Source organism: Streptomyces sp. NBC_00237, from assembly GCF_026342435.1.
In the GTDB taxonomy this organism is placed as follows: Bacteria; Actinomycetota; Actinomycetes; order Streptomycetales; family Streptomycetaceae; genus Streptomyces.
In genome coordinates, this window is sequence record NZ_JAPEMT010000002.1 from 1,513,521 (window position 1) to 1,532,995 (window position 19,475).

14 protein-coding genes are annotated in these 19,475 nt (G+C 73.0%); 10 read left to right on the plus strand and 4 right to left on the minus strand.

The genetic code is table 11. The features are described from left to right. Positions 1 to 39 precede the first annotated feature (39 nt). Entirely contained in the window at positions 40 to 1,290 is a 1,251-nt protein-coding gene (mycP, locus tag OG897_RS20535; RefSeq protein WP_266658655.1) for a type VII secretion-associated serine protease mycosin, read from the minus strand. Further along, positions 1,287 to 2,789, minus strand: coding sequence for a type VII secretion protein EccB (gene eccB / locus OG897_RS20540; protein ID WP_266658656.1), 1,503 nt, complete (start codon positions 2,787 to 2,789; stop codon positions 1,287 to 1,289). Before eccB ends, mycP begins: the two co-directional genes overlap by 4 nt. A 201-nt stretch (positions 2,790 to 2,990) precedes the next feature. Between eccB and eccE the strand changes: the two genes are divergently transcribed. The 9 genes from eccE to OG897_RS20585 all read left to right on the plus strand — a co-directional run bounded on the left by eccE (position 2,991) and on the right by OG897_RS20585 (position 15,971). Next, the gene (eccE, locus tag OG897_RS20545) at positions 2,991 to 4,070 is read left to right on the plus strand and encodes a type VII secretion protein EccE (protein WP_266658657.1); all 1,080 of its coding nucleotides are present in this window, start codon (positions 2,991 to 2,993) and stop codon (positions 4,068 to 4,070) included. Between the two features lie 5 nt (positions 4,071 to 4,075). Further along, positions 4,076 to 4,765, plus strand: coding sequence for a hypothetical protein (locus OG897_RS20550; RefSeq protein ID WP_266660359.1), 690 nt, complete (start codon positions 4,076 to 4,078; stop codon positions 4,763 to 4,765). A gap of 177 nt (positions 4,766 to 4,942) precedes the next feature. Continuing rightward, positions 4,943 to 5,176, plus strand: a complete 234-nt coding sequence (locus tag OG897_RS20555; protein ID WP_266658658.1) for a DUF397 domain-containing protein — start codon at positions 4,943 to 4,945, stop codon at positions 5,174 to 5,176. A gap of 477 nt (positions 5,177 to 5,653) precedes the next feature. After that, positions 5,654 to 9,550, plus strand: coding sequence for an SCO5717 family growth-regulating ATPase (locus OG897_RS20560; protein ID WP_266658659.1), 3,897 nt, complete (start codon positions 5,654 to 5,656; stop codon positions 9,548 to 9,550). Between the two features lie 283 nt (positions 9,551 to 9,833). Beyond that, a complete protein-coding gene (locus tag OG897_RS20565; protein WP_266658660.1) occupies positions 9,834 to 11,765 on the plus strand; it encodes an ABC transporter substrate-binding protein in 1,932 nt (643 codons plus the stop codon). Positions 11,766 to 11,891: 126 nt separating this feature from the next. After that, entirely contained in the window at positions 11,892 to 12,971 is a 1,080-nt protein-coding gene (locus OG897_RS20570; RefSeq protein ID WP_266658661.1) for an ABC transporter permease, read from the plus strand. Next, a complete protein-coding gene (locus tag OG897_RS20575; RefSeq protein ID WP_266658662.1) occupies positions 12,968 to 13,942 on the plus strand; it encodes an ABC transporter permease in 975 nt (324 codons plus the stop codon). The genes OG897_RS20570 and OG897_RS20575 overlap by 4 nt, the downstream gene beginning before the upstream one ends. Then, on the plus strand, positions 13,939 to 14,937 hold the full coding sequence (locus OG897_RS20580) for an ABC transporter ATP-binding protein (protein ID WP_266658663.1): 999 nt from the start codon (positions 13,939 to 13,941) through the stop codon (positions 14,935 to 14,937). Before OG897_RS20575 ends, OG897_RS20580 begins: the two co-directional genes overlap by 4 nt. Beyond that, positions 14,934 to 15,971 carry an ABC transporter ATP-binding protein gene (locus tag OG897_RS20585; protein ID WP_266658664.1) on the plus strand — a complete coding sequence of 346 codons (1,038 nt, stop codon included), beginning with the start codon at positions 14,934 to 14,936 and terminating at the stop codon, positions 15,969 to 15,971. Before OG897_RS20580 ends, OG897_RS20585 begins: the two co-directional genes overlap by 4 nt. A gap of 102 nt (positions 15,972 to 16,073) precedes the next feature. On the opposite strand, the gene OG897_RS20590 is transcribed toward OG897_RS20585, so the two are convergent. Further along, positions 16,074 to 16,280 (minus strand): CsbD family protein, encoded by a 207-nt coding sequence (locus tag OG897_RS20590; RefSeq protein ID WP_266658665.1) that lies wholly within the window; start codon positions 16,278 to 16,280, stop codon positions 16,074 to 16,076. 172 nt (positions 16,281 to 16,452) lie between these two features. Here OG897_RS20590 and OG897_RS20595 point away from each other — a divergent pair, with 172 nt between their 5' ends. Next, entirely contained in the window at positions 16,453 to 18,369 is a 1,917-nt protein-coding gene (locus tag OG897_RS20595; protein ID WP_266658666.1) for an FAD-dependent oxidoreductase, read from the plus strand. A 58-nt stretch (positions 18,370 to 18,427) separates the two neighbouring features. Here the strand turns inward: OG897_RS20595 and OG897_RS20600 are convergent, their stop codons facing one another. Next, the gene (locus tag OG897_RS20600) at positions 18,428 to 19,381 is read right to left on the minus strand and encodes a bifunctional riboflavin kinase/FAD synthetase (protein WP_266658667.1); all 954 of its coding nucleotides are present in this window, start codon (positions 19,379 to 19,381) and stop codon (positions 18,428 to 18,430) included. Between the last annotated feature and the right edge of the window lie 94 nt (positions 19,382 to 19,475).

A 19,475-nucleotide genomic window follows, 5' to 3' on the forward strand; every position in this document is an offset into this window, starting at 1 on the left:
GCGGGTGGGCGGTGTCGTGGGCCGTATTGCGACACGCGTTCAGGGGGTGGTGTCGGGTCCGGGTGGCGTGGGTGTCCGCCGTCCGCGACGGCGTGCGTCCCGTACCGCCACCGCCGTGCCCGCCAGCGCGGCGAGGGCGACCGTGCTGCCCGTGAGGACGTAGAGAGACAGTCGTACGGTGCGTTCCTGAGGGGTCTCGCCGGTCGGGGCGTGGAGTGGCGTGGGGGCCTCCGCACGGGGGCGGTCCCAGGTGGCGACGGGGTGGTCGCCGGGACGGGCGTCGTCGGTCAGGGCGCGGAGGGGGTCGGCGACGCCCCAGCCGAGGAGGGGGTCGGGGCCCGGGGACGACCGTTCGGCGGTCTGCTGGATCTGCGTGACGATCTGCGCTCCCGTCCAGTTCCGGTGCTTGCCCTTGACGAGGGCGGCGAGTCCTGCCACGTACGGGGCGGAGAAGCTCGTGCCGCTGTCGGTGCAGTGGCCGCCGCCCGGGACGGTGGACACGATGTCCGTACCGGGGGCGGCGATGCCGACGAAGGGGCCGGTCTGGGAGAAGTAGGCGCGTTCGTTGTCGCGGTCGGAAGAGGCGACGGCGAGGACGCCCCGGTAGGAGGCGGGGTAGGTCGGCTTCGCCTCGCCGTCCGCCCCGTCGTTGCCTGCGGAGGCGATGACGACGACCTTGGCCGCGAGGGCCTTGAGCACCGCCCTCTCCAGCACCGCCGGGTTGGCGGTGTTCGCCGTGTCCTGGGAGATGTTGATGATGGCGGCGCGCTGGTCCACGGCGTGCCCGATGGCGTCCGCCAGCTTCTCGGGAGTCCCCGTGCCCTCGGCGTCGTTCTGGTCGATGGGGATGATCGTGGCTTCGGGGGCCAGGCCGACGAAGCCCGTTCCCGGGTGCGGGCGGGCGGCGATGATTCCGGCGACCTTGGTGCCGTGGCCGACTTCGTCATGGGTGCCGTCGCGGGCCCCCGAGGGCAGGAAGCTGCGGCCCGCGCCCTGGTCCACCGCGTCGGTGAGCTGGGGGTTCCTGACGTCCACTCCCGTATCGATCACCGCGACCCGGACGCCTTTCCCCCGCGAACCCGACCGGTGCCAGATCTCGGCCAGTTGGAGGCGTTGCAGGGGCCAGGGGCGGCCCCCGTACGGCTTCCCGCCGAAGGCGCACAGGCCCGGGTCGGCCCCGGCATCCGACTGGCCACGGGCCTGGGCGGAGGGAAGGCAGAGAACGGCGAGCGTGATGGCGGCGGCGCAGCGGCGGAGGGTGGTGCCGTACGCGTCCCGGGCGCGCTTCACGGGCCCTGGACCTGTACCGCCGCGCCCGTCGACAGGCGTGGGCCCGTCGGGAGGAGCGAGGACCAGGCTTCCGGGATCGGGGCGTGGGGGCCGGTTCGGTAACCGAGGAGTTCCATCGCGCTCTGCGGCTGCCCCTTGCCCGCCGTCGGGGAGGGGGCGTCGCGGTAACCCGCGTCACCGGGTTCGGCGATGCCCTTCGTCTGGATGGTGTGGCGCAGGCCCGCCTCGGTGGCGAGGAAGACGGGGCCCAGGTCGGTGCGGGCGCCGCTGAATTGGCGGAAGAGCTGGCCGGAGCCGGGGGTGACGTAGGCGGAGGTGGCGCTGCCGGGGAGGGGGTGGGGGAAGTCCGGGCCGGACCAGACCGTGAGGGTGGTGCGGCCGGTCGAGCGGTTGACGGAGTGGAGGACGGAGCAGACGACGCCATGGGAGGGGTGGGTGGCGGAGGGCCCGAGCGTGGGCCAGCGTTCGCTTCCGGGCGGGCGGAACGGGGCTCCCGGTGTGAGGTCGTAGACCAGCCGGGAGTCGTCGCCGGGTGGGGGTTGCGGCACCTTCCCGCTGCCGAGCAGGAGCATGGCGATGAAGTCCGTGACCGGCGCGACCCGGTCCGCGAGGACGACGTAACGCTTGATGCGGCCTCCCTCGGGGCCCTTCAGGAGGGTGCCCACCCGACCGAGGTCCGGCCTCGGCCCACGGACCCGCGAGGGACCGTCCGCACCCTTCACCGTGGGCATCTCGATGGGCGAACCCCTGTGGAGCGTCTTGAGCCACTCCTTCGAAACCCGGTGCGGTACCTCGCCGGTGCCGACGAGCAGCTTCATCAGACGCTCGTTCTCGTGGTTCACGGGGTACGAGGTCCCCGTCGCGTCCACCACGTAGTGCGCGGCAGGGTCGTCCGTGTCCCGTACGTACAGGAGCTGGCCGCCCCGCAGCACGTGCCGCCCCTCCACCTGCCGGGCGTCCCGGCCCGCGAGGACGAACACCGCCGTCCGCACCGCCTGGCCGCCGGGCTCCGCCCGGTCGCAGACCGCCCAGGGCCTGGGCTTCGTCACCTCCGACTCGGTCGGCAGACGGTCCGGCGCGTACGGGATGCCGACGGTCGCGCCGCGCAGGAGGGGGCTTTCGTCGATGGTCGTGTCGGCGACCTTGATGACGCTGCCCTCGGCGTCGGGGACGAGGAGCCGGGCGGATGCCATGTTCAGGACGGGGTGGAGCTTGGGCCTGCCCTTCGTCTTCAGCACCACGTAGCGGGTGGTGGACGGGGTCGCGACGATGACGTGCCTGTACGGCACGTCCCAGTCCCTGGGCGCGACCGGGCTCAGCAGCCCCCACGCGGCGCAGCCCGCCAGGCCCACCGCCCCGGCCAGCAGTCCCGGCAGGACGGCTCGCAGGGGACGCGGGGCGCCCTCCTCCGAGCCTGTCGGGCTGGGGTGCAGGAACTGTGCGACCAGCCTCCGCTTCGCGAAGACGTACGCGTTGAGTTCGTCTCGTCGTGATGCCATCGGGCTGCCGCCACTCTCCCCCGGTCGCCGCTTCCGGACCCCTTTCCGTACGCCACGGACCGCGACTTCGGTCACTCACAGCTCAGATAGGGTGAACGCTCCGTCAACTCCCTTACGGAAGCGGGGGTTACGGCCGCAGGAGTCGGTACGGCGATCGGGGCGAGGGTGCGGGGACTCAACAGGTCTTTCGGAGTACGGGAGTTGGCGCTCTGCGAAGGTGCGCTCGCGGTGGCTGCGGCGGGCGTGACGGGCGGCTCGGCGTGGCTGGGGCCGGGGGTCGCGGCCGGTGCCGCAGGGGTGGCACTGGTCGTGCTGCGCAGGCGCGGCCGGAGTGCGGTCGGGTGGCTGGGGGTGGCGGCGAGGTTCCGCGCGCGGGGTCGGGTCAGGGAGGCCGGGGCGGATTCCGCTTGCGGGGTGCCTGGGTTGCGTTCGTACGCGTACGAGAGGCGAGGTGGCGCGGGGGGCCGGGGTGGCGTCGGGATGGTCGGGGACGGGACGTTCCTGACGGCGTTGGTACGGGTCGAAGCCTCCGGTACGGGACTGCGCCCGGCGGGCGGCGCGGTGGAGTTGCCGTTGGGGATGCTGGCGGAGGCCCTGGAGGTGGACGACGTGGTGCTGGCGTCGGTGCAGGTGGTGCAGCAGGTGCGAGGGGTTCCGGCGGTTGGGGGTGCGCCTGCGGCGCGGGCCACCTGGGTGGCGTTGCGACTGGAACCCGGGCTGTGCCCCGAGGCGGTGGCCGCGCGCGGGGGCGGGCTCGGTGGGGCGCAGCGGTGCCTGGTGCGGGCTGCTGATCATGTGGCGAGCAGGTTGAAGGGGGCGGGCGGGTTGCGGGCGGTGGTGCTGGATCGGGAGGGGGTGGACGCGGCGGTGGACGCGGCGGCCGGTGGGCGGGCCGGGGGCACGGGTGCCGGGGCCGGGGACACGGGGGCCGGGGACAGCACCGGCGAGTCGGTGCGGATGTGGCGCGACGGCACGGGGCTGGCGCACACCACGTACGCGGTCGGGGGCGACCTGCGTGACGCCGTCGCATCGGTTGCGGCCCTGCCCGGTGGTTCGGGCCTGACAGCCACCGTGAGCCTGGTGTTCCGCCACCGCCTCGCTCGGGGTTCGGCGGGCGCGGCGGGCCATCTCCGGGTCAGCGCTGCGGGTGAGGTCGAACTCATCGCGGCACAGCGGGAGTTGGGGCGGCTCTCCCGGGCCGCTCGACTGGATCTCGTACGGATGGACCGGGAGCAGGTTCCCGGGCTGTTCGCCACCCTGCCGCTCGGCGGTGCGCGGTGAGGGGCTTGTTCGGGGCGCGCAGGGCCCGCCGCTCGGGCGTGCCGGGCGGCGGCGCGGCCTGGAGCGTGTCCGTCGGGGGCGACGGGGTTCCGGTGGGGGTCGACCGGGAGGGGCGCGTGCTGCTGCTCGGGGTGCACCGGGCGGTTCCGTACGACGTGCTGCTGATCGGCGGGGTGTGGACGGCGCAGGTGCTCGCGGCGCGGGCGGCCCGGGGCGGTGTGCGGGTGGCGGTCGAGACGGCGCGGGCGCGGCTGTGGGCGGGGGTCGCGGAAGGGGTCGGCGCGGAGGTGTTCGGGGTCGGGCGGGTGCCGGTGCTCGGGGCGGGCGAGGGGCGTCCGGCTCTCGTCGTACGGGACTGCGGGATGCGGCCGCCGCGTGGGCGGGTGGTGCCCGCGCCCTGGCAGTCCGTACTGACGCTGCTGCCGTACGTGAGTCCGGTGGCGCCCGGGCTCGTACGCGGCGCGGCGCTCGTCGGCGTGCAACAGGTCTCGCCGCAGGAGGCGGAGCGGTTGGGGCGGCTGCTGGACCTGACACCGGAGGAGCGCGAGGCCCTGCCGGGTCTGGGTGACGGGGTCACGCTGTGGTGTGCGGGCGGGGCCGAGCGGCAGTGGGTGGCGACCGTGCCGGACGGGGCTGCGGAGGTGGGGCTGGTGGGGCCGCCCCGACGAATGGACCTCGTGGGGCAGGAGGGTTGAGCCGGAGGAGGCGGGAGGGAGGAAGGGGCGGCCGACTCCCGAGTGCGGCCCCTGCCTCTTGCACGAACGGGACAATGGCGCAATCCCCCTCCCGCACATCGGGCACCATGGCCTTGGCAACGGCGCCCGTGAGGGCGACGGTTGAGTCGAGCGGAAGTGACGAAGGGGACAACCGGTATGGGAACTCAGCAGGAGAAGGACGAGCTCTACGCCCTCGACATCTCGGACGTGGAGTGGCTCGGTGCGCCGGGCACCGAGGACGCCGAGGAGCGGGTGGAGATCGCGTACCTGCCCGAGGGCGCGGTCGCGATGCGTTCGTCGACGGACCCCGGCACGGTGCTGCGGTACACCGAGGCGGAGTGGACGGCGTTCGTCCTGGGGGCGCGCGACGGGGAGTTCGACCTGACGTAGTCGTGGGCGGGGTCGGAGTTCGCAGTGGGGCGGTCGCCGGGGCGGTTCCGGGGGCCGCTCCGCCGTATGGGGCCGAGCGGGGACGGCGGAGCCATGACGCATGACACAGGTGTCGACACCTGATTGTTGGGAAGCGTGCCGGGGCAAGGGACGCAGGTCAGCTTCCGTACGGAGATGTCGAGTTGTGACCGATTTGACGGTGACGGAGTGACGCCACGGGGTCACTTGTGGGCGTCAAGTGGCGTCGGAGGCGCGGTTCGTCGGGTGAACGGGCCTGCCGTGCGGACAGTGGCGACGACTAGGCTGACGCACGGGCCCGGCAGGCGCACCCGCTCCGCAGGCGCGGAGCGGTCGGCAGACCGGCCGTGCGCCCGTACACGCAGGACACGGGGAAGCGCCGAGCGGATCGGACGACGGAAACGGTCACCCCATCCACCACGCACGGCACGAGGGTGCTCGACCACAGCAGGAGGCAGTGTGAACAGCGAGCGGGACGAGATCCGCGAGGGCTGGAACGTGCCCGTCAGCCCGCCCGTCGAGGAGTCGCCCGACGCGGAGGCCGACCGGACGGGCGAGTTCACCATCGACTACACCCCGCCCGCCTGGTACACGCAGAACGCGGGCGCGTCGGGCGCGTCGGGCGCGTCGGGCTCGCCGGGTGCGTCGGGCGCGTCGAGTGCATCGGGCGCGTCGAGTGCGGATTCCGGGGAGGCGGCGGGCGCGGACCCGGATTCTGCCGCCCTTGCGGGTGCGGGCTCGGTGCCCTCTTCTGCGGGCTCGGCGCCCTCTCCTTCGGGCTCGGCGTCCTCTTCGGAGAGCGTCGCGGAAGCCTTCGGGAACGGGGATCTGGAGAGCGGTGCGACCATGCGCTTCTCCCCCGCCGCCCTGAAGCGGGAACTGGCCGAGCTGGCCACCGCGGAGGAGGCGCAGGCGGGCGGGACGGCTGCCGACGGCGGTGACGGTCAAGCAGCTGTGGCCCTGGGTGCGGAGCCGGAAGCCGAAACCGAAGCGGACACCGGTTCCGCCAGTTCCGTCGAGTCCACCGAGGGGCCGCTTTCCGGGGTGTCCGACATTCCCGGCTCAACCTCCGTGCAGGGCGCGGCAGTTGTCGCCCCGGACGCGGACGCGGCCTCCGACACGGACTCCGCCGCAAACTCCGAGGAGCCCCGCGACCTCGTGCCGAGCACGTTCACGCTGGACGCCCCCGACGAGGACGACGACGCCCCGCGCGATTCCGTCCCCCACAGCTTCCTCTCCGAGGATTCCGACACGGATTCCGCCCGTACGGACAAGGAGCACGACGCGGACGACTTCGCGCTCGGCGGCTCCGTTTCCGATGCCGTGGCGGCCGACTCCGGTACGGCGACACCTGCGGCATCCGAGGAACCCGAGGCGCCTGAGGACGGCATCACCGACGCCGTACCCGGGCACGCCCCCGAGGACCGGCCCGCCCTCTCCGGTGCGGACGAGCCGCAGGACACCCCGCCCTCCGGCGGCCCCGCCCTCCAGCCCTGGACCTCTCCGGCGCCCGCACAGGGCAACCTGCCGCCGCTCCCGCCGTCCTTCCGGCCCGCAGCGCCCTCCACCGCCCCGCAGTGGCCCGCTCCGGCACCGGTGCCGTCCGCCTGGCCCGCGCCCGCACCGTCGAGCGAGACCTCGGGGCAGCGCCCGCAGGGCTCCTCCGGATTCCCCGAGGACGCCGTGGTGCCGCAGCAGGGCGGTTACGGATTCCCCCAGCCGGACGTCAACTCCGTTGCCCCGCAGGGTGGTTACCCCGCACCGCAGCAGCCGGGCCTGGGCGCGCCGCAGCCCCTCCCCGGGCTTGCTCCGCAGAGCGGGTTCCCCGAGCCTTCGTTCGGGGCTCAGCCCCCGCCGCCGGCGCCCGGCGCGGATTCGGGCCCGACCCCGTTCCCGCAGGAACCCGCACCCGCACCCACATCGGCCCCCGCCCCGGATGCTTCGGCAGGCGGCTACGGATTCCCCCGGCCCGACGCTCCCGCGACACCGCAGAGCGGGTACGGATTCCCCCCGCCCGGCGCGGCTCCGGCAGCCCTGCCCCCTGCCACGCCCGGCGCACCCGGTGTACCCGGCGCGCCCGTCGCACCCGAGGCCGTGCACCCACAGCCGCCGTTCGCCGCGCAGGCCGCCGCCCCGGGCGCGCCCGACACCCCTGCAGGCCCCGGCGGGTACGGATTCCCGCAGCCGCAGCATCAGCCGCAGCCCGCCAACTCCGGTGACCCATTCCCTGGTTCGGCCGCGCCGCTGCCGATCCCCGGAGCCCCGGAAGCCCCTGCGGACCCGAGCACCCCCGCCCCGGCCCAAGGCGGCTACGGCTTCCCGCACCCCGGCGGGCCCGACGCCCCGGGTGCTCCCGCCCAGGGCGGCTACGGCTTCCCCCACCCCGGCGGGCCCGACGCCCCGGGTGCTCCCGCCCAGGGCGGCTACGGCTTCCCCCACCCCGGCGGGCCCGACGCCCCGGGTGCTCCCGCCCAGGGCGGCTACGGCTTCCCCCACCCCGGCGGGCCCGACGCCCCGGGTGCTCCCGCCCAGGGCGGCTACGGCTTCCCCCACCCCGGCACGGCCGCACCCCAGCCCTCCGTACCGCAGCAGCAACAGCAGCCGCACGCCCAACCCCAGCCCCAGCCCCAGCCCCACCCTCAGCCCGAGGCACCTCAAGCCCCGGCAGCCCCGGCCCAGCCCTCCGCCTCCCCCGTCGACCCCCGGACCGGCGCCGCCTGGCCGTCCCCCGTCGCGCCCGACCAGCGGCAGGCCGCGCACGCCGGTGCGCCCCTCGGGTACACGGCGGCCGTCGAGCTGTCCTCCGAGCGGCTCCTGCGCAACAACAAGCAGAAACCCAAGAGCAGCCGCAACCCCTCCGCCGGGTCCCGCTTCAAGTTCGGCGGCAAGAAGGAGGAGGCCGAGCGGCTGCGCAAGCTGGAGCTGATCCGCACCCCGGTGCTGTCCTGCTACCGCATCGCGGTCATCTCCCTCAAGGGCGGCGTCGGCAAGACCACGACGACCACCGCTCTCGGCGCGACCCTCGCCACCGAACGCCAGGACAAGATCCTCGCCATCGACGCCAACCCCGACGCCGGTACGCTCGGCCGCCGTGTGCGGCGCGAGACCGGGGCGACGATCCGCGACCTCGTCCAGGCGATCCCGTACCTCAACAGCTACATGGACATCCGGCGGTTCACCTCGCAGGCGCCGTCCGGCCTGGAGATCATCGCCAACGACGTCGACCCGGCCGTCTCCACGGCCTTCAACGACGAGGACTACCGGCGCGCGATCGACGTGCTCGGCAAGCAGTACCCGATCATCCTCACCGACTCGGGCACCGGTCTCCTCTACAGCGCGATGCGCGGAGTCCTCGACCTGGCCGACCAGTTGATCATCATCTCGACGCCGTCCGTGGACGGTGCGAGCAGTGCGTCCACGACACTCGACTGGCTCTCGGCGCACGGGTACGCGGAGCTGGTGCAGCGTTCGCTGACCGTCATCTCCGGGGTGCGCGAGACCGGCAAGATGGTGAAGGTCGACGACATCGTGCAGCACTTCGAGCAGCGCTGCCGGGGTGTGGTCGTGGTGCCGTTCGACGAGCACCTGTCGGCGGGCGCGGAGGTCGACCTCGACATGATGCGGCCGAAGACGCGCGACGCGTACTTCCACCTCTCCGCGCTGGTCGCCGAGGACTTCGTACGGGCGCAGCAGGCGCAGGGACTGTGGACGGCGGACGGCAACCCGCCGCCGCACCTGGCCCCGCCGATGCCGGGTCAGCAGGTCCCCGGGCAGGTACCGGGCCCGTACCAGCAGCCGTACGCTCCCCAGCCCCAGCCGGGCCAGCCCGGTCAGCCGGGTCAGCCGCAGCCCGGTCAGCCCCAGCCCGGCCAGCACTGGCAGCAGCCCCAGCCCGGCAACCCCGGCGAGCAGCCGGGTCACCCCGGTCAGCCCGGCCAACAGGCCCCGCAGCCCGGCCAGTTCGCGCCCGGCCAGCAGCCCCAGCCCCAGCCCGCTCAGCAGTGGCAGCAGCCCCAGTCCCCCGGCGGCTGGCAGCAGCCCCAGGCACCGCAGGGCCCGTACCCGGACCAGAGCCAGACCCCCGGGCAGCCGGGTCAGCCGGGTCAGCCCCCGTTCTCGCAGGTCCAGTTCACCGGACCCGGTCAGCCCGCGCCCCAGACCCAGTTCCCGGCCCCGGGTCAGCCGGGCCACCCCGGGGCGCAGCCCCTCCCCGGCCAGGCACCGGCCCCGTACGCCGCCCAGCCCCAGCCCATGCCTCAAGCGGGACAGCCCGACCCCGAGAACCACCCCGCCGCCCCGCCCGCCGAATGGCCCCAGCAGCAGCCTCCGCAGGCACCGCCGGCCCCTCAGCAGTAGGGCGTCAAGGGTATAGACCAATGAGGGCCCGCAGTACGGTCGCACGCCGACCGCGCTGCGGGCCCTCCGCCTGTCCGCAGCCGCACCCGCACCCGCCCTCCCGAACCGCCCTCCCGGGAGCGCACACCCTCTCCGTGCCGTCTATTCCCGCAGCCCACACGGCAGTTGACACGCCGTAGACATGCCGTTGACACGTCCTGAACGGCGCTGGTAGACCTTCGCCACACCACTCCGCCGATGCAAGATCCAGTGACGCGCAAGTGACGACGCGAGGGCTCCCTCCATGGACACTCAGGGCACCACGACCGGCTCCACCCCCCACTCCCCGCCACCGCCCCCCTCCCGCCCCCGGGCCGCCCGCCGTTCCCGGGCCGCCCGACGCCTCCTGGCGACCGGCGCGGCGGCCTTCGCCCTGCTGGCCACGGCCGCGACCCCGCCGACCACGGCCGCAGCCGGGCCGAAGGTCCAGGTACCCGCACAGGAACAGGCACAGGCACAGGCCAAGGCCGACTCCCGGTCCCTCACCATCGCCGTCACGCAGAGCGTGGACTCGCTCAGCCCGTTCCTGGCCACGAAGCTCGTCAGTACGACCGTTCACCGGCTCGTGTACGAGTACCTGACGAACTACGACGTCAAGGACGCGCACACGATCCCGGCCCTGGCCACCGAGTGGAAGCCCTCCCCCGACAAGCTGACGTGGACGTACACGATCCGCGACAACTCCACGTGGTCGGACGGAAAAAAGGCCACCGCAGAGGACGCCGCGTGGACCTTCAACACGATGATGACGGACGAGGGAGCCGCCACCGCGAACGGCAGCTTCACCGCCAACTTCAAGAAGGTCACCGCCCCCGACCCCCGGACCCTCGTCGTCGAGCTGAAGAAGCCGCAGGCCACGATGACGGCGCTGGACGTGCCGATCGTGCCCCGGCACGTGTGGGAGAAGGTCGGCGACTTCTCGAAGTTCAACAACGACAAGACCTTCCCGATCGTCGGCAACGGCCCGTACGTCATCACGGACTACAGGCCCGACCAGTACGTGAAGCTGAGGGCCAACAAGAGCTTCTGGCGCGGCGCGCCGAAGTTCGACGAGCTGACGATGAAGTACTACAAGGACGGTGACGCGGCCGTCGCGGCGCTGCGCCGGGGCGAGGTCGGCTTCGTGCAGGGCCTGACCCCCGCGCAGGCAGCGTCGCTGAAGTCCGAGGCGAACATCAAGGTCAACGACGCGCCGGGCCGCCGCTTCTTCGCACTGGCCACCAACCCGGGAGCGCGGGACAAGACGGGCAAGAAGTTCGGCGACGGTCATCCGGCGCTGCTCGATCCGGTCGTGCGCAAGGCCCTGTTCATGGCCGTCGACCGCAAGGCCATCGTCGACAAGGTCTACCAGGGGCACGCCGTGGAGGGGCAGGGCTACATCCCGCCGCGCTTCGCCGACTACCACTGGAAGCCGTCCGCCCAGCAGCGGATCGCGTACGACCCGGCGCAGGCAGACAAGCTGCTCTCCGGCGCCGGGTACAAGAAGGACGGGGAGGGCAAGCGCCTCGGCAAGGACGGCAAGCCGCTCGACTTCCGCATCCTGTGCCACGCCACCGACCCCAACGACAAGGCGATCGGCAAGTACCTCACCGAGTGGTGGGGCAAGCTCGGCATCGGTCTGAAGGTCGAGTGCCTGGACAACGTCTCGGACCGCTGGATGGCGGGCGAGTACGACCTCGCCTTCGACGGCTACTCGGTCAACCCGGACCCCGACTACGTCCTGTCGATCCACACCTGCGCGGCGCTGCCCGCCACGCCCGACGCGTCGGGCCAGAGCGACAACTTCATCTGCGACAAGCAGTTCGACGACCTCTACGGCAAGCAGACGGTCGAGTACGACAAGGCCAAGCGCGCGGAGCTGGTCAAGCAGATGCAGTCGCGGCTGTACGACACCGGGTACATGAACGTGATGGTCTACCCGAACGCGGTGGAGGCGTACCGCACCGACCAGATCAAGTCGATCAAGACGATGCCGGAGGCCGCGGGCAACATCTGGGGCCAGGACGGGTACTGGAGCTGGTGGTCGGCCGAGCCGGCCGCCGGTGACACGCAGGACGGGGGGACCGGCCCCTCGCCCGCCGTGTGGATCATCATCGGGATCGCGGCCGTGATGGTCGCCGTGCTCGCCTTCGTCGCCGTACGACGGCGGAGCGGCACGGCGGAGGACCGCGAGTAGGTCCCGTACGGCAAGGGCCGCGACGAGGTCCCGTACGGCCGGACACCCCGCACCCAGCGAACCGAGAGCGACGACCATGAACACGCACACGCGCCCGTACGCACCCCCACCCGCGAGCCGCACCGCATGACGGCGGCGAGCACCCCCGCCGTGGTGCGGGAGCCCGGCGGCGGCCCGGTGAGGACCGGACCGTCGCGGGGCGGCCCCGCGCACCGCGCCGCCGGGCCGAAGACCGCGTATCTGCTGTACGTGGCGCGGAAGTTGGGCGGCGCGGCCGTCTCGCTCTTCGCCGTACTCGTCACCAGCTTCTTCCTGTTCCGGATCATCCCGGGCGACCCGGTGAAGGCGATGACGCACAACCGTGCGGTGTCGCCGGAGCAACTGGCCGCACTGCGCAGGCAGTTCGGGCTCGACCTGCCGGTGTTGCAGCAGTTCCTCGACTACTGCGGCAAGGCGCTCACCGGGGACCTCGGGGACTCGTACCAATTCCACGCGCCCGTGGGCGAGTTGATCGCGGAGAGGTTCCCGGCGACGCTGCTGCTGACGGGCACCGCCGTGGTGATCTACTCCGCGATCGGCCTGTGGCTGGGCACCCGGACGGCGTGGCGGCACGGCGGGCTCGGCGACCGGCTGAACACGGGGATCGCACTGACCCTGTGGTCGGTGCCGTCGTTCTGGCTGGGGCTGCTGCTGATCATCGTGTTCTCGGTGGGGATCGGGCCGATTCCGGGCCTGTTCCCGACGGGCGGCATGCAGTCCGGGTCCGAGACCGGCTTCGCGCACGTCCTGGACGTGGCGCACCACATGGTGCTGCCGGTCCTCACCCTCGTCGCGGTCGGGTACGCGCAGACGCTCCTGGTCATGCGGTCCTCGCTGCTCGACGAGATGGGCAGCGACTATCTGACGACGGCGCGGGCGAAGGGGCTGCGGGACGCGCGCGTCCGCCGCAAGCACGCGGTGCCCAACGCGCTGCTGCCCACGGTCACCATGGTCTTCATCAACCTGGGCCATGTGGCGGCGGGCTCGATCCTGGTGGAGTCGGTGTTCTCCTGGCCGGGTCTCGGCGGGCTCTTCTACCAGGCGATCCCGGTGCCCGATCTGCCGCTGATCCAGGGGCTGTTCGTGGTGTTCGCCGGAGCGATGATCCTGATGAACCTCCTCGCCGACCTCCTGTATCCGCTGCTCGATCCCCGGGTGGGCCGATGACGACGACCGAATCCACGCCCGCGCCGGACGCCGACCCCGCGCGGGACGCCTCCCCCGCTCCGGACACCGACGCCACGCCGGTCTCGGCGCGCTCCCTCGCCCAAAAACGCCGTCGGCAGTCGGCCGCCCGCTTCTGGACGCAGTACCGCACGCACCGGGCGGGTCTGTTCGGCCTGGCCGCGCTCCTCCTGATCGCGGCCATGGCGCTGGCCGCGCCGCTCCTGGCGGGCGGCGACGTGCAGAACGTCTCGAACGCGCCGGGCAAGGCGCTGGAATCCCCCAGCTCCCGCTTCCCGCTCGGCACCGACCAGTACGGCCGCCCGCTGCTCGGCCTGCTGCTGTACGGCGCCCGGATCTCGCTCGCCGTGGGCCTGATGGCGGCGGCGCTCTCCGTCGCGATCGGCACCCTCGTCGGCATCCTCGCCGGGCACTTCGGCGGCTGGTTCGCGACCGTCGTCATGCGGATCACGGACTGGTTCCTGGTGATGCCCGCCCTGGTCCTGGCGATCGTGCTGGCCACGGTGCTGGAGCAGAGCGTCTGGACGGTGGTCCTGGCGATCGGCGTGACGTCCTGGCCGACGACCGCCCGTCTCGTACGGGCCCAGACGCTCGCCGTCGAGTCACGCCCGTACATCGAACGCGCGCAGGCCCTGGGCGGCGGGCACGCCCACATCATGACCCGCCACGTCCTGCCGAACGTCGTCCCCCTGGTCCTCGCCCAGACCACCCTGCTGATCTCCTCCGCCATCCTCACCGAGGCCACCCTCGCCTTCCTGGGCCTGGGCGACCCGAACGTCGTGTCGTGGGGCGGCATGCTCCAGGAGGCGCGGGAGACGGGCGCGGTGTCCTCGGGCCACTGGTGGTACCTGGCCCCGCCAGGACTGGCCATCGCCGTGGTCGCGCTCGCCTTCACCCTGTGCGGGCGTGCGGTGGAGTCCGTACTCAACCCGAAGCTGGGAACGAGCCGTTGAGCACAGCACCCGCGACAGCACCCGTCCTGGAACTCAGGAACCTCCACGTCACGTACGGCAAGGACGTCCACGCCGTCCGAGGCGTCGACCTCACCCTCGCCGCGGGCCAGAAACTCGGCGTCGCGGGCGAATCGGGCTGCGGCAAGTCCACCCTCGCCCTCGCGCTCCTGCGCCTCCTCCCCGCCACCGCCCGCCTGACCGGCGAGATCCTGCTCGACGGCGAGGACGTCCTCACCATGAAGTGGGGCCGTCTGCGGGCCGTCCGCTGGGCCGGGGCGTCCATCGTCTTCCAGGGCGCGATGCACTCCCTGAACGCGGTGCACCGCATCGGCGACCAGGTCGCCGAACCCCTGCTGATCCACGGCCGCCCCACCCCCGCCGCCGTCCGCGAGCGCACGACCGAGCTCCTCGAACAGGTGGGCCTGCCCGCGTCCCGTGCCGACGCCTATCCCCACGAACTCTCCGGCGGCCAGCGCCAGCGCGTGATGATCGCGATGGCCCTCGCCTGCGACCCCCACCTGATCGTCGCCGACGAGCCCACCACCGCCCTCGACGTGATGATCCAGGCCCAGATCCTGCGCCTGCTCGACCAGTTGGTCTCCACCCACCACATCTCCCTGCTCATGATCAGCCACGACCTGGCAGTCCTCTCCGACACCTGCGACCGCCTCGCCGTCATGTACGCGGGCCGCGTCGTCGAAGTCGGCCCCGCCCCGTCCGTCTACACCGCCCCCCACCATCCCTACGCCCGGGCCCTCTCCGCCGCGTTCCCCCGCATCGGCGACCCGTCCTCCCGCCGCGCCCCGCGCGGCCTCCCGGGCGACCCCCCGGATCCCGCCCTGCTCCCGACCGGCTGCACCTTCCACCCCCGCTGCCCGGTCGCCCTGGACTCCTGCCCGACGACCGACCAGCCCCTCCGTGCAGCCACCCCTCACCACCACGCGGCGTGCGTCCACGTGTCCCCCGCAGCCCCTCAGGGAGTTTCCGCCCCATGACCACCACCGCCGAAGCCCCCGCCGACACGCCCATCCTGGCGTCCCAGGGACTGCACGTGACCTTTCCCGGGCGGCGCGGTGCTCCTCCCGCGCGGGCCGTCGACGGGGTCGATCTGGCGTTGGCGCCCGGCGAGATCGTCGCGCTCGTCGGGGAGTCGGGGTGCGGCAAGACCACCCTGGCGCGGGCGCTGCTCGGCCTGGTGCGGCCCACGTCCGGGGAGGTCCGCTTCGGCGGGGACGTACTGGACTACCGGGCGCGCGGGCTCAAGGCGTACCGCAAGCGGGTGCAGTTGGTCCTCCAGGACCCGAGCGGCTCGCTCAATCCCCGGCACACGGTGTACGACGCCGTCGCCGAGGGACTGCGCATCCACGGGTACGCGGGCGACGAGCGCGAGGCCGTCGCCGAGGCCCTCTCGCGGGCCGGGCTGCGGCCGCCCGAGCGCTTCTTCCTGCGGTACCCGCACGAGCTCTCCGGCGGCCAGCGGCAGCGCGTCGTCATCGCGGGCGCGCTCGTCCTGGGGCCCGAACTCCTCGTCGCCGACGAGCCGGTGGCCTCGCTCGACGCTTCCGTACGGGGAGAGATCCTCGCGCTCCTGCTGAAGCTGCGCGACGAACTCGGCCTGTCCGCCCTGGTGGTGACCCACGACCTGGGGCTCGCCTGGAACATCGCGGACCGGGTGGCGGTCATGTACCTCGGACGGATCGTGGAGTCGGGCACGGTGGAGGACGTACTGAGGCACCCTCAGCATCCGTACACCCAGGCCCTGTTGTCCGTACTGCCCGAGGCGGACGGGGAACCGGTCGTGCTGAGCGGTGAACCGCCGGACCCGTCGCGGATTCCGGGCGGGTGCCGCTTCCACGCCCGGTGCCAGATCCTCGCCTCGGGGCGGGCGGAGGCGGCGGGCGTCGCGGAGCAGTGCCGCACCCGGCCGCTGCCGGTGCTGCCCGCACGCGGGGAGGGCCCGCAGGTGGCGTGCCACTGGGCGGCGCACCGGGAAGAGCGGGTGCCGGGGCCGACCGCCCCGCAGGAGTAACGGCCTCGGGGGGCAAGAGCGCACGGGCTCCCGAGGTCGTCAGCGCACGGGCCCCGGCACGCGTCCGCGCACCGGGGCCCGCCGTCAGCCGGTCACCACCGCTCAGGCGCCGTCGTCCTTCTTGTTGTTGGTGAGGGAGTCCTTGATGCCCTCCACCTTGTCCTTGACCTTGTTCCCCAGCTCCTCGGCCTTCGCCTTGAGCTGGTCGGTCTGGCCCTCGGCCTCCAGCCGGTCGTCGCCGGTGGCCTTGCCGCCCAGTTCCTTGGCCTTGCCCTTGAGCTTGTCGAACGTGCTCTCGCCGTCGGTCACGGTCTCGCCTTTCCCAGGGGTACGGGGATACGGATCGCCGTCCACGTTGCCGCAGGTCACCGGAGCCCGCACGCGGAGCGGGTCTCCGCCCGCTGGGCGAAACGGGTGAATGCGGCCATCCGTGAGAGTGTTCGCGCCCGCCCCGCGCCCCCCGGCCCGGAACGTAAGAGTCATGAACAGACCACCCTCTCGGCGTACGGTCATGGCGGCGACCGGCACCGCCGCGCTCGCCGCGAGCCTCGCCCTGCCCACCCCCTCGGGCACCCTCCCGACGGCCGTCGCCGCCACCTTCGCGGACCCGCCCTCCTCGGCCCCCGCGCCCCGGGACGTCTGCCGGGCCGTGGCCCGCGCCATCCTCGTCCTGGACGCGGAGAACCAGCCCCTGGTCCCCCGCTACCGCCGCGTCCTCCTCGACGAGGGCCTGCCCCGCAGCCGCCGTGCCCCCAAGAAGGTGCTGATCGTCGGCGCGGGCCCGGCCGGGTTGACCGCCGCGCACCTCCTGAAGCAGGCCGGGCACAAGGTCACGGTGATCGAGGCCAACGGGAACCGGGTCGGCGGCCGGGTCAAGACCTTCAGGACCGGCGGCCAGGAGAAGGCCGCGCAGCCGTTCGCCGACCCCCGGCAGTACGCCGAGGCGGGTGCGATGCGCATCCCGGACAGCCATCCGCTGGTCACCGGCCTCCTGGACTCCCTCGGTCTGAAGCGCCGCCGCTTCTACCTCACCGACGTGGACGCGTCCGGCAAGCCCGCCCTGCACACCTGGATCCACACCAATGGCGTACGGATGCGCCGGGCCGACTACCGGAGCAACCCGCGTGCGGTGAATCGTTCCTTCGGCGTTCCCGCCGCGTACGAGGACAAGCCCGCGGCCGACATCCTGCGCGCCGCGCTCGCGCCCGTCCGCGCGCTGATCGACGGGAAGACCGGCGCCGACCTGGTGGAAGGCTGGGCGACGGTCCTCGAGACGTACGGCAACCACTCGATGAACCGCTACCTGACGGAACGGGCGAAGCTGGACGAGGCCACGATCGACCTGATCGGCACGGTCGAGAACCTCACCTCCCGGCTCAACCTCGGCTTCGTGCACAGCTTCCTGTCCGCGGCGCTGATCAGCCCGGACACCGCGTTCTACGAACTCCCCGGCGGCACCGCGACGTTCACCGACGCACTGTACGAGCGGGTGAAGGACGCGGTCCGGCTCGACCGGCGGGCGGTGCGCGTCGAGCACGGGCCGCGCGGGGTGAGCGTGCACACCGTCTCCGAGGGCCGGGGCGGCAAGGACGTGGTCCAGGAGACGTTCAGCGGCGACGAGGTGGTCCTGACCGTCCCCTTCAGCGGCCTGCGGCACGTCACCTTCGCCCCGGCCCTCTCGTACGGCAAGCGGCGCGCGGTCACCGAGCTGCACTACGACTCGGCGACCAAGGTACTGCTCGAATTCTCGCGCCGCTGGTGGGAGTTCGAGGAGAAGGACTGGAAGCGGGAACTGGAGGCGGTGCGGCCCGGCCTGTACGAGGAGTACCGGCGGGGCAGGGCGCCCGCCGACGGGTCGCTCCTCGGCGCCCATCCCTCCGTACCGGACGGACACATCTCCCAGGGGCAGCGGGTGCACTACGCGGCGCACCGGGTGGCCCAGCGGGACCAGCCGGAGGCGGCACACGTGAGGGGCGGCGGGTCGGTGACCGACAACGCCAACCGGTTCATGTTCCAGCCGTCCCACCCGGTCCCGGGCAGCAGGGGCGGCGTCCTCCTCGCCTCGTACAGCTGGTCGGACGACGCGCTGAAGTGGGACTGCTTCGAGGACGAGGAGCGCTACCCGAGGGCGCTGGGCGGGGTCCAGGACGTGTACGGGCAGCGCATCGAGGTCTTCTACACGGGCGTCGGCAAGACGCAGTCCTGGATGCGCGACCCGTACGCGTACGGCGAGGCGTCGGTCCTCCTCCCGGGCCAGCACACGGAACTCTTCCCCGACATCCCGGCCGCCGAGGGCCGTCTGCACTTCGCGGGCTGCCACACCTCGGTCAAACCGGCGTGGATCGAGGGGGCACTGGAGTCGGCGGTGCGGACGGCGCTGGAGGTGCACACGGGGTGAGCACCTGAGGAAGGGGCCCGCCGGAAGACTCCGGCGGGCCCCTTTCCCGTACCCGTGCCTACGTCGCGTCCGCGTCCGCCGTCAGCGACCGCGCCTGCTTCACGTCGTCCGCGATGGCTTCCAGCAGCCCGTCGAGCGACTCGAACTTGGCCATGCCGCGCACGTACGCCAGGAACTCGACGGCCACGTGCATGCCGTACAGATCCAGTCCGACCCGGTCGATGGCGTACGCCTCGACGGTCCGCTTCTTGCCCTCGAACTGGGGGTTGGTGCCGACCGAGATCGCGGCGGGCATCCGCTCGCCGTCGGCGGTCAGCCAGCCCGCGTACACGCCGTCGGCCGGGATGGCGGTGTGCGGGAGCGTCTCCACGTTGGCGGTCGGATACCCCAGCTCCCGCCCCCGCTGCTCGCCCCGTACGACCACGCCCTCGACGGCGTGCGGACGCCCGAGGATCTCCGCGGCGCCCGCCACGTCCCCCTCGGCCACGAGCCGCCGCGTCAGCGTCGACGAGAAGGGCTCGCCGCCGCCCGCGGCCCCGCTCACGAACAGGTCGATGACCTCGACGTCGTAGTCGTACGTCGGTCCCAGCTCGGCCAGGAAGGCGACGTTCCCCGCGGCCCTGTGCCCGAACCGGAAGTTCGGTCCCTCCACGACGAGCCGCGCGTGCAACTTGTCGACCAGCACCTTCACCACGAAGTCGGCGGGGCTGAGCTTCGAGAACTCGGCCGTGAAGGGGAGGATCAGCAGCGCGTCGACGCCCAGCTCCGCCATCAGCTCGGCACGCCGGTGGTGCGGGGCAAGCAGCGGCGGGTGGCTGCCGGGCCGGACGACCTCGCTGGGGTGCGGGTCGAACGTCACGACGACGGACGGCACGCCCAGCTCGCGGGCGCGCTCGACCGCCCGCCCGATGATCAGCTGGTGCCCGCGGTGCACGCCGTCGTAGGAGCCGATGGTGACGACGCTGCGTCCCCAGTCCTGGGGAATGTCCTCCAAGCCGCGCCAGCGCTGCACTGTGACCGCTCCTTGTACGTCTCTGGTACGTGATGGTGGCTGCCCGGGGCCCCGACGGCCCCTCAACCTGCTCTTCCGCAGGTCTAAGACTGCC

Excerpts from the sequence above, each read along its gene's own strand:
- OG897_RS20575 (WP_266658662.1), top strand. The coding sequence starts at position 12,968 with ATGACGACGACCGAATCCACGCCCGCGCCGGACGCCGACCCCGCGCGG.
- OG897_RS20570 (WP_266658661.1), top strand. The coding sequence starts at position 11,892 with ATGACGGCGGCGAGCACCCCCGCCGTGGTGCGGGAGCCCGGCGGCGGC.
- eccB (WP_266658656.1), bottom strand. The coding sequence starts at position 2,789 with ATGGCATCACGACGAGACGAACTCAACGCGTACGTCTTCGCGAAGCGG.
- OG897_RS20565 (WP_266658660.1), top strand. The coding sequence starts at position 9,834 with ATGGACACTCAGGGCACCACGACCGGCTCCACCCCCCACTCCCCGCCA.
- OG897_RS20585 (WP_266658664.1), top strand. The coding sequence starts at position 14,934 with ATGACCACCACCGCCGAAGCCCCCGCCGACACGCCCATCCTGGCGTCC.
- OG897_RS20555 (WP_266658658.1), top strand. The coding sequence starts at position 4,943 with ATGGGAACTCAGCAGGAGAAGGACGAGCTCTACGCCCTCGACATCTCG.
- OG897_RS20595 (WP_266658666.1), top strand. The coding sequence starts at position 16,453 with ATGAACAGACCACCCTCTCGGCGTACGGTCATGGCGGCGACCGGCACC.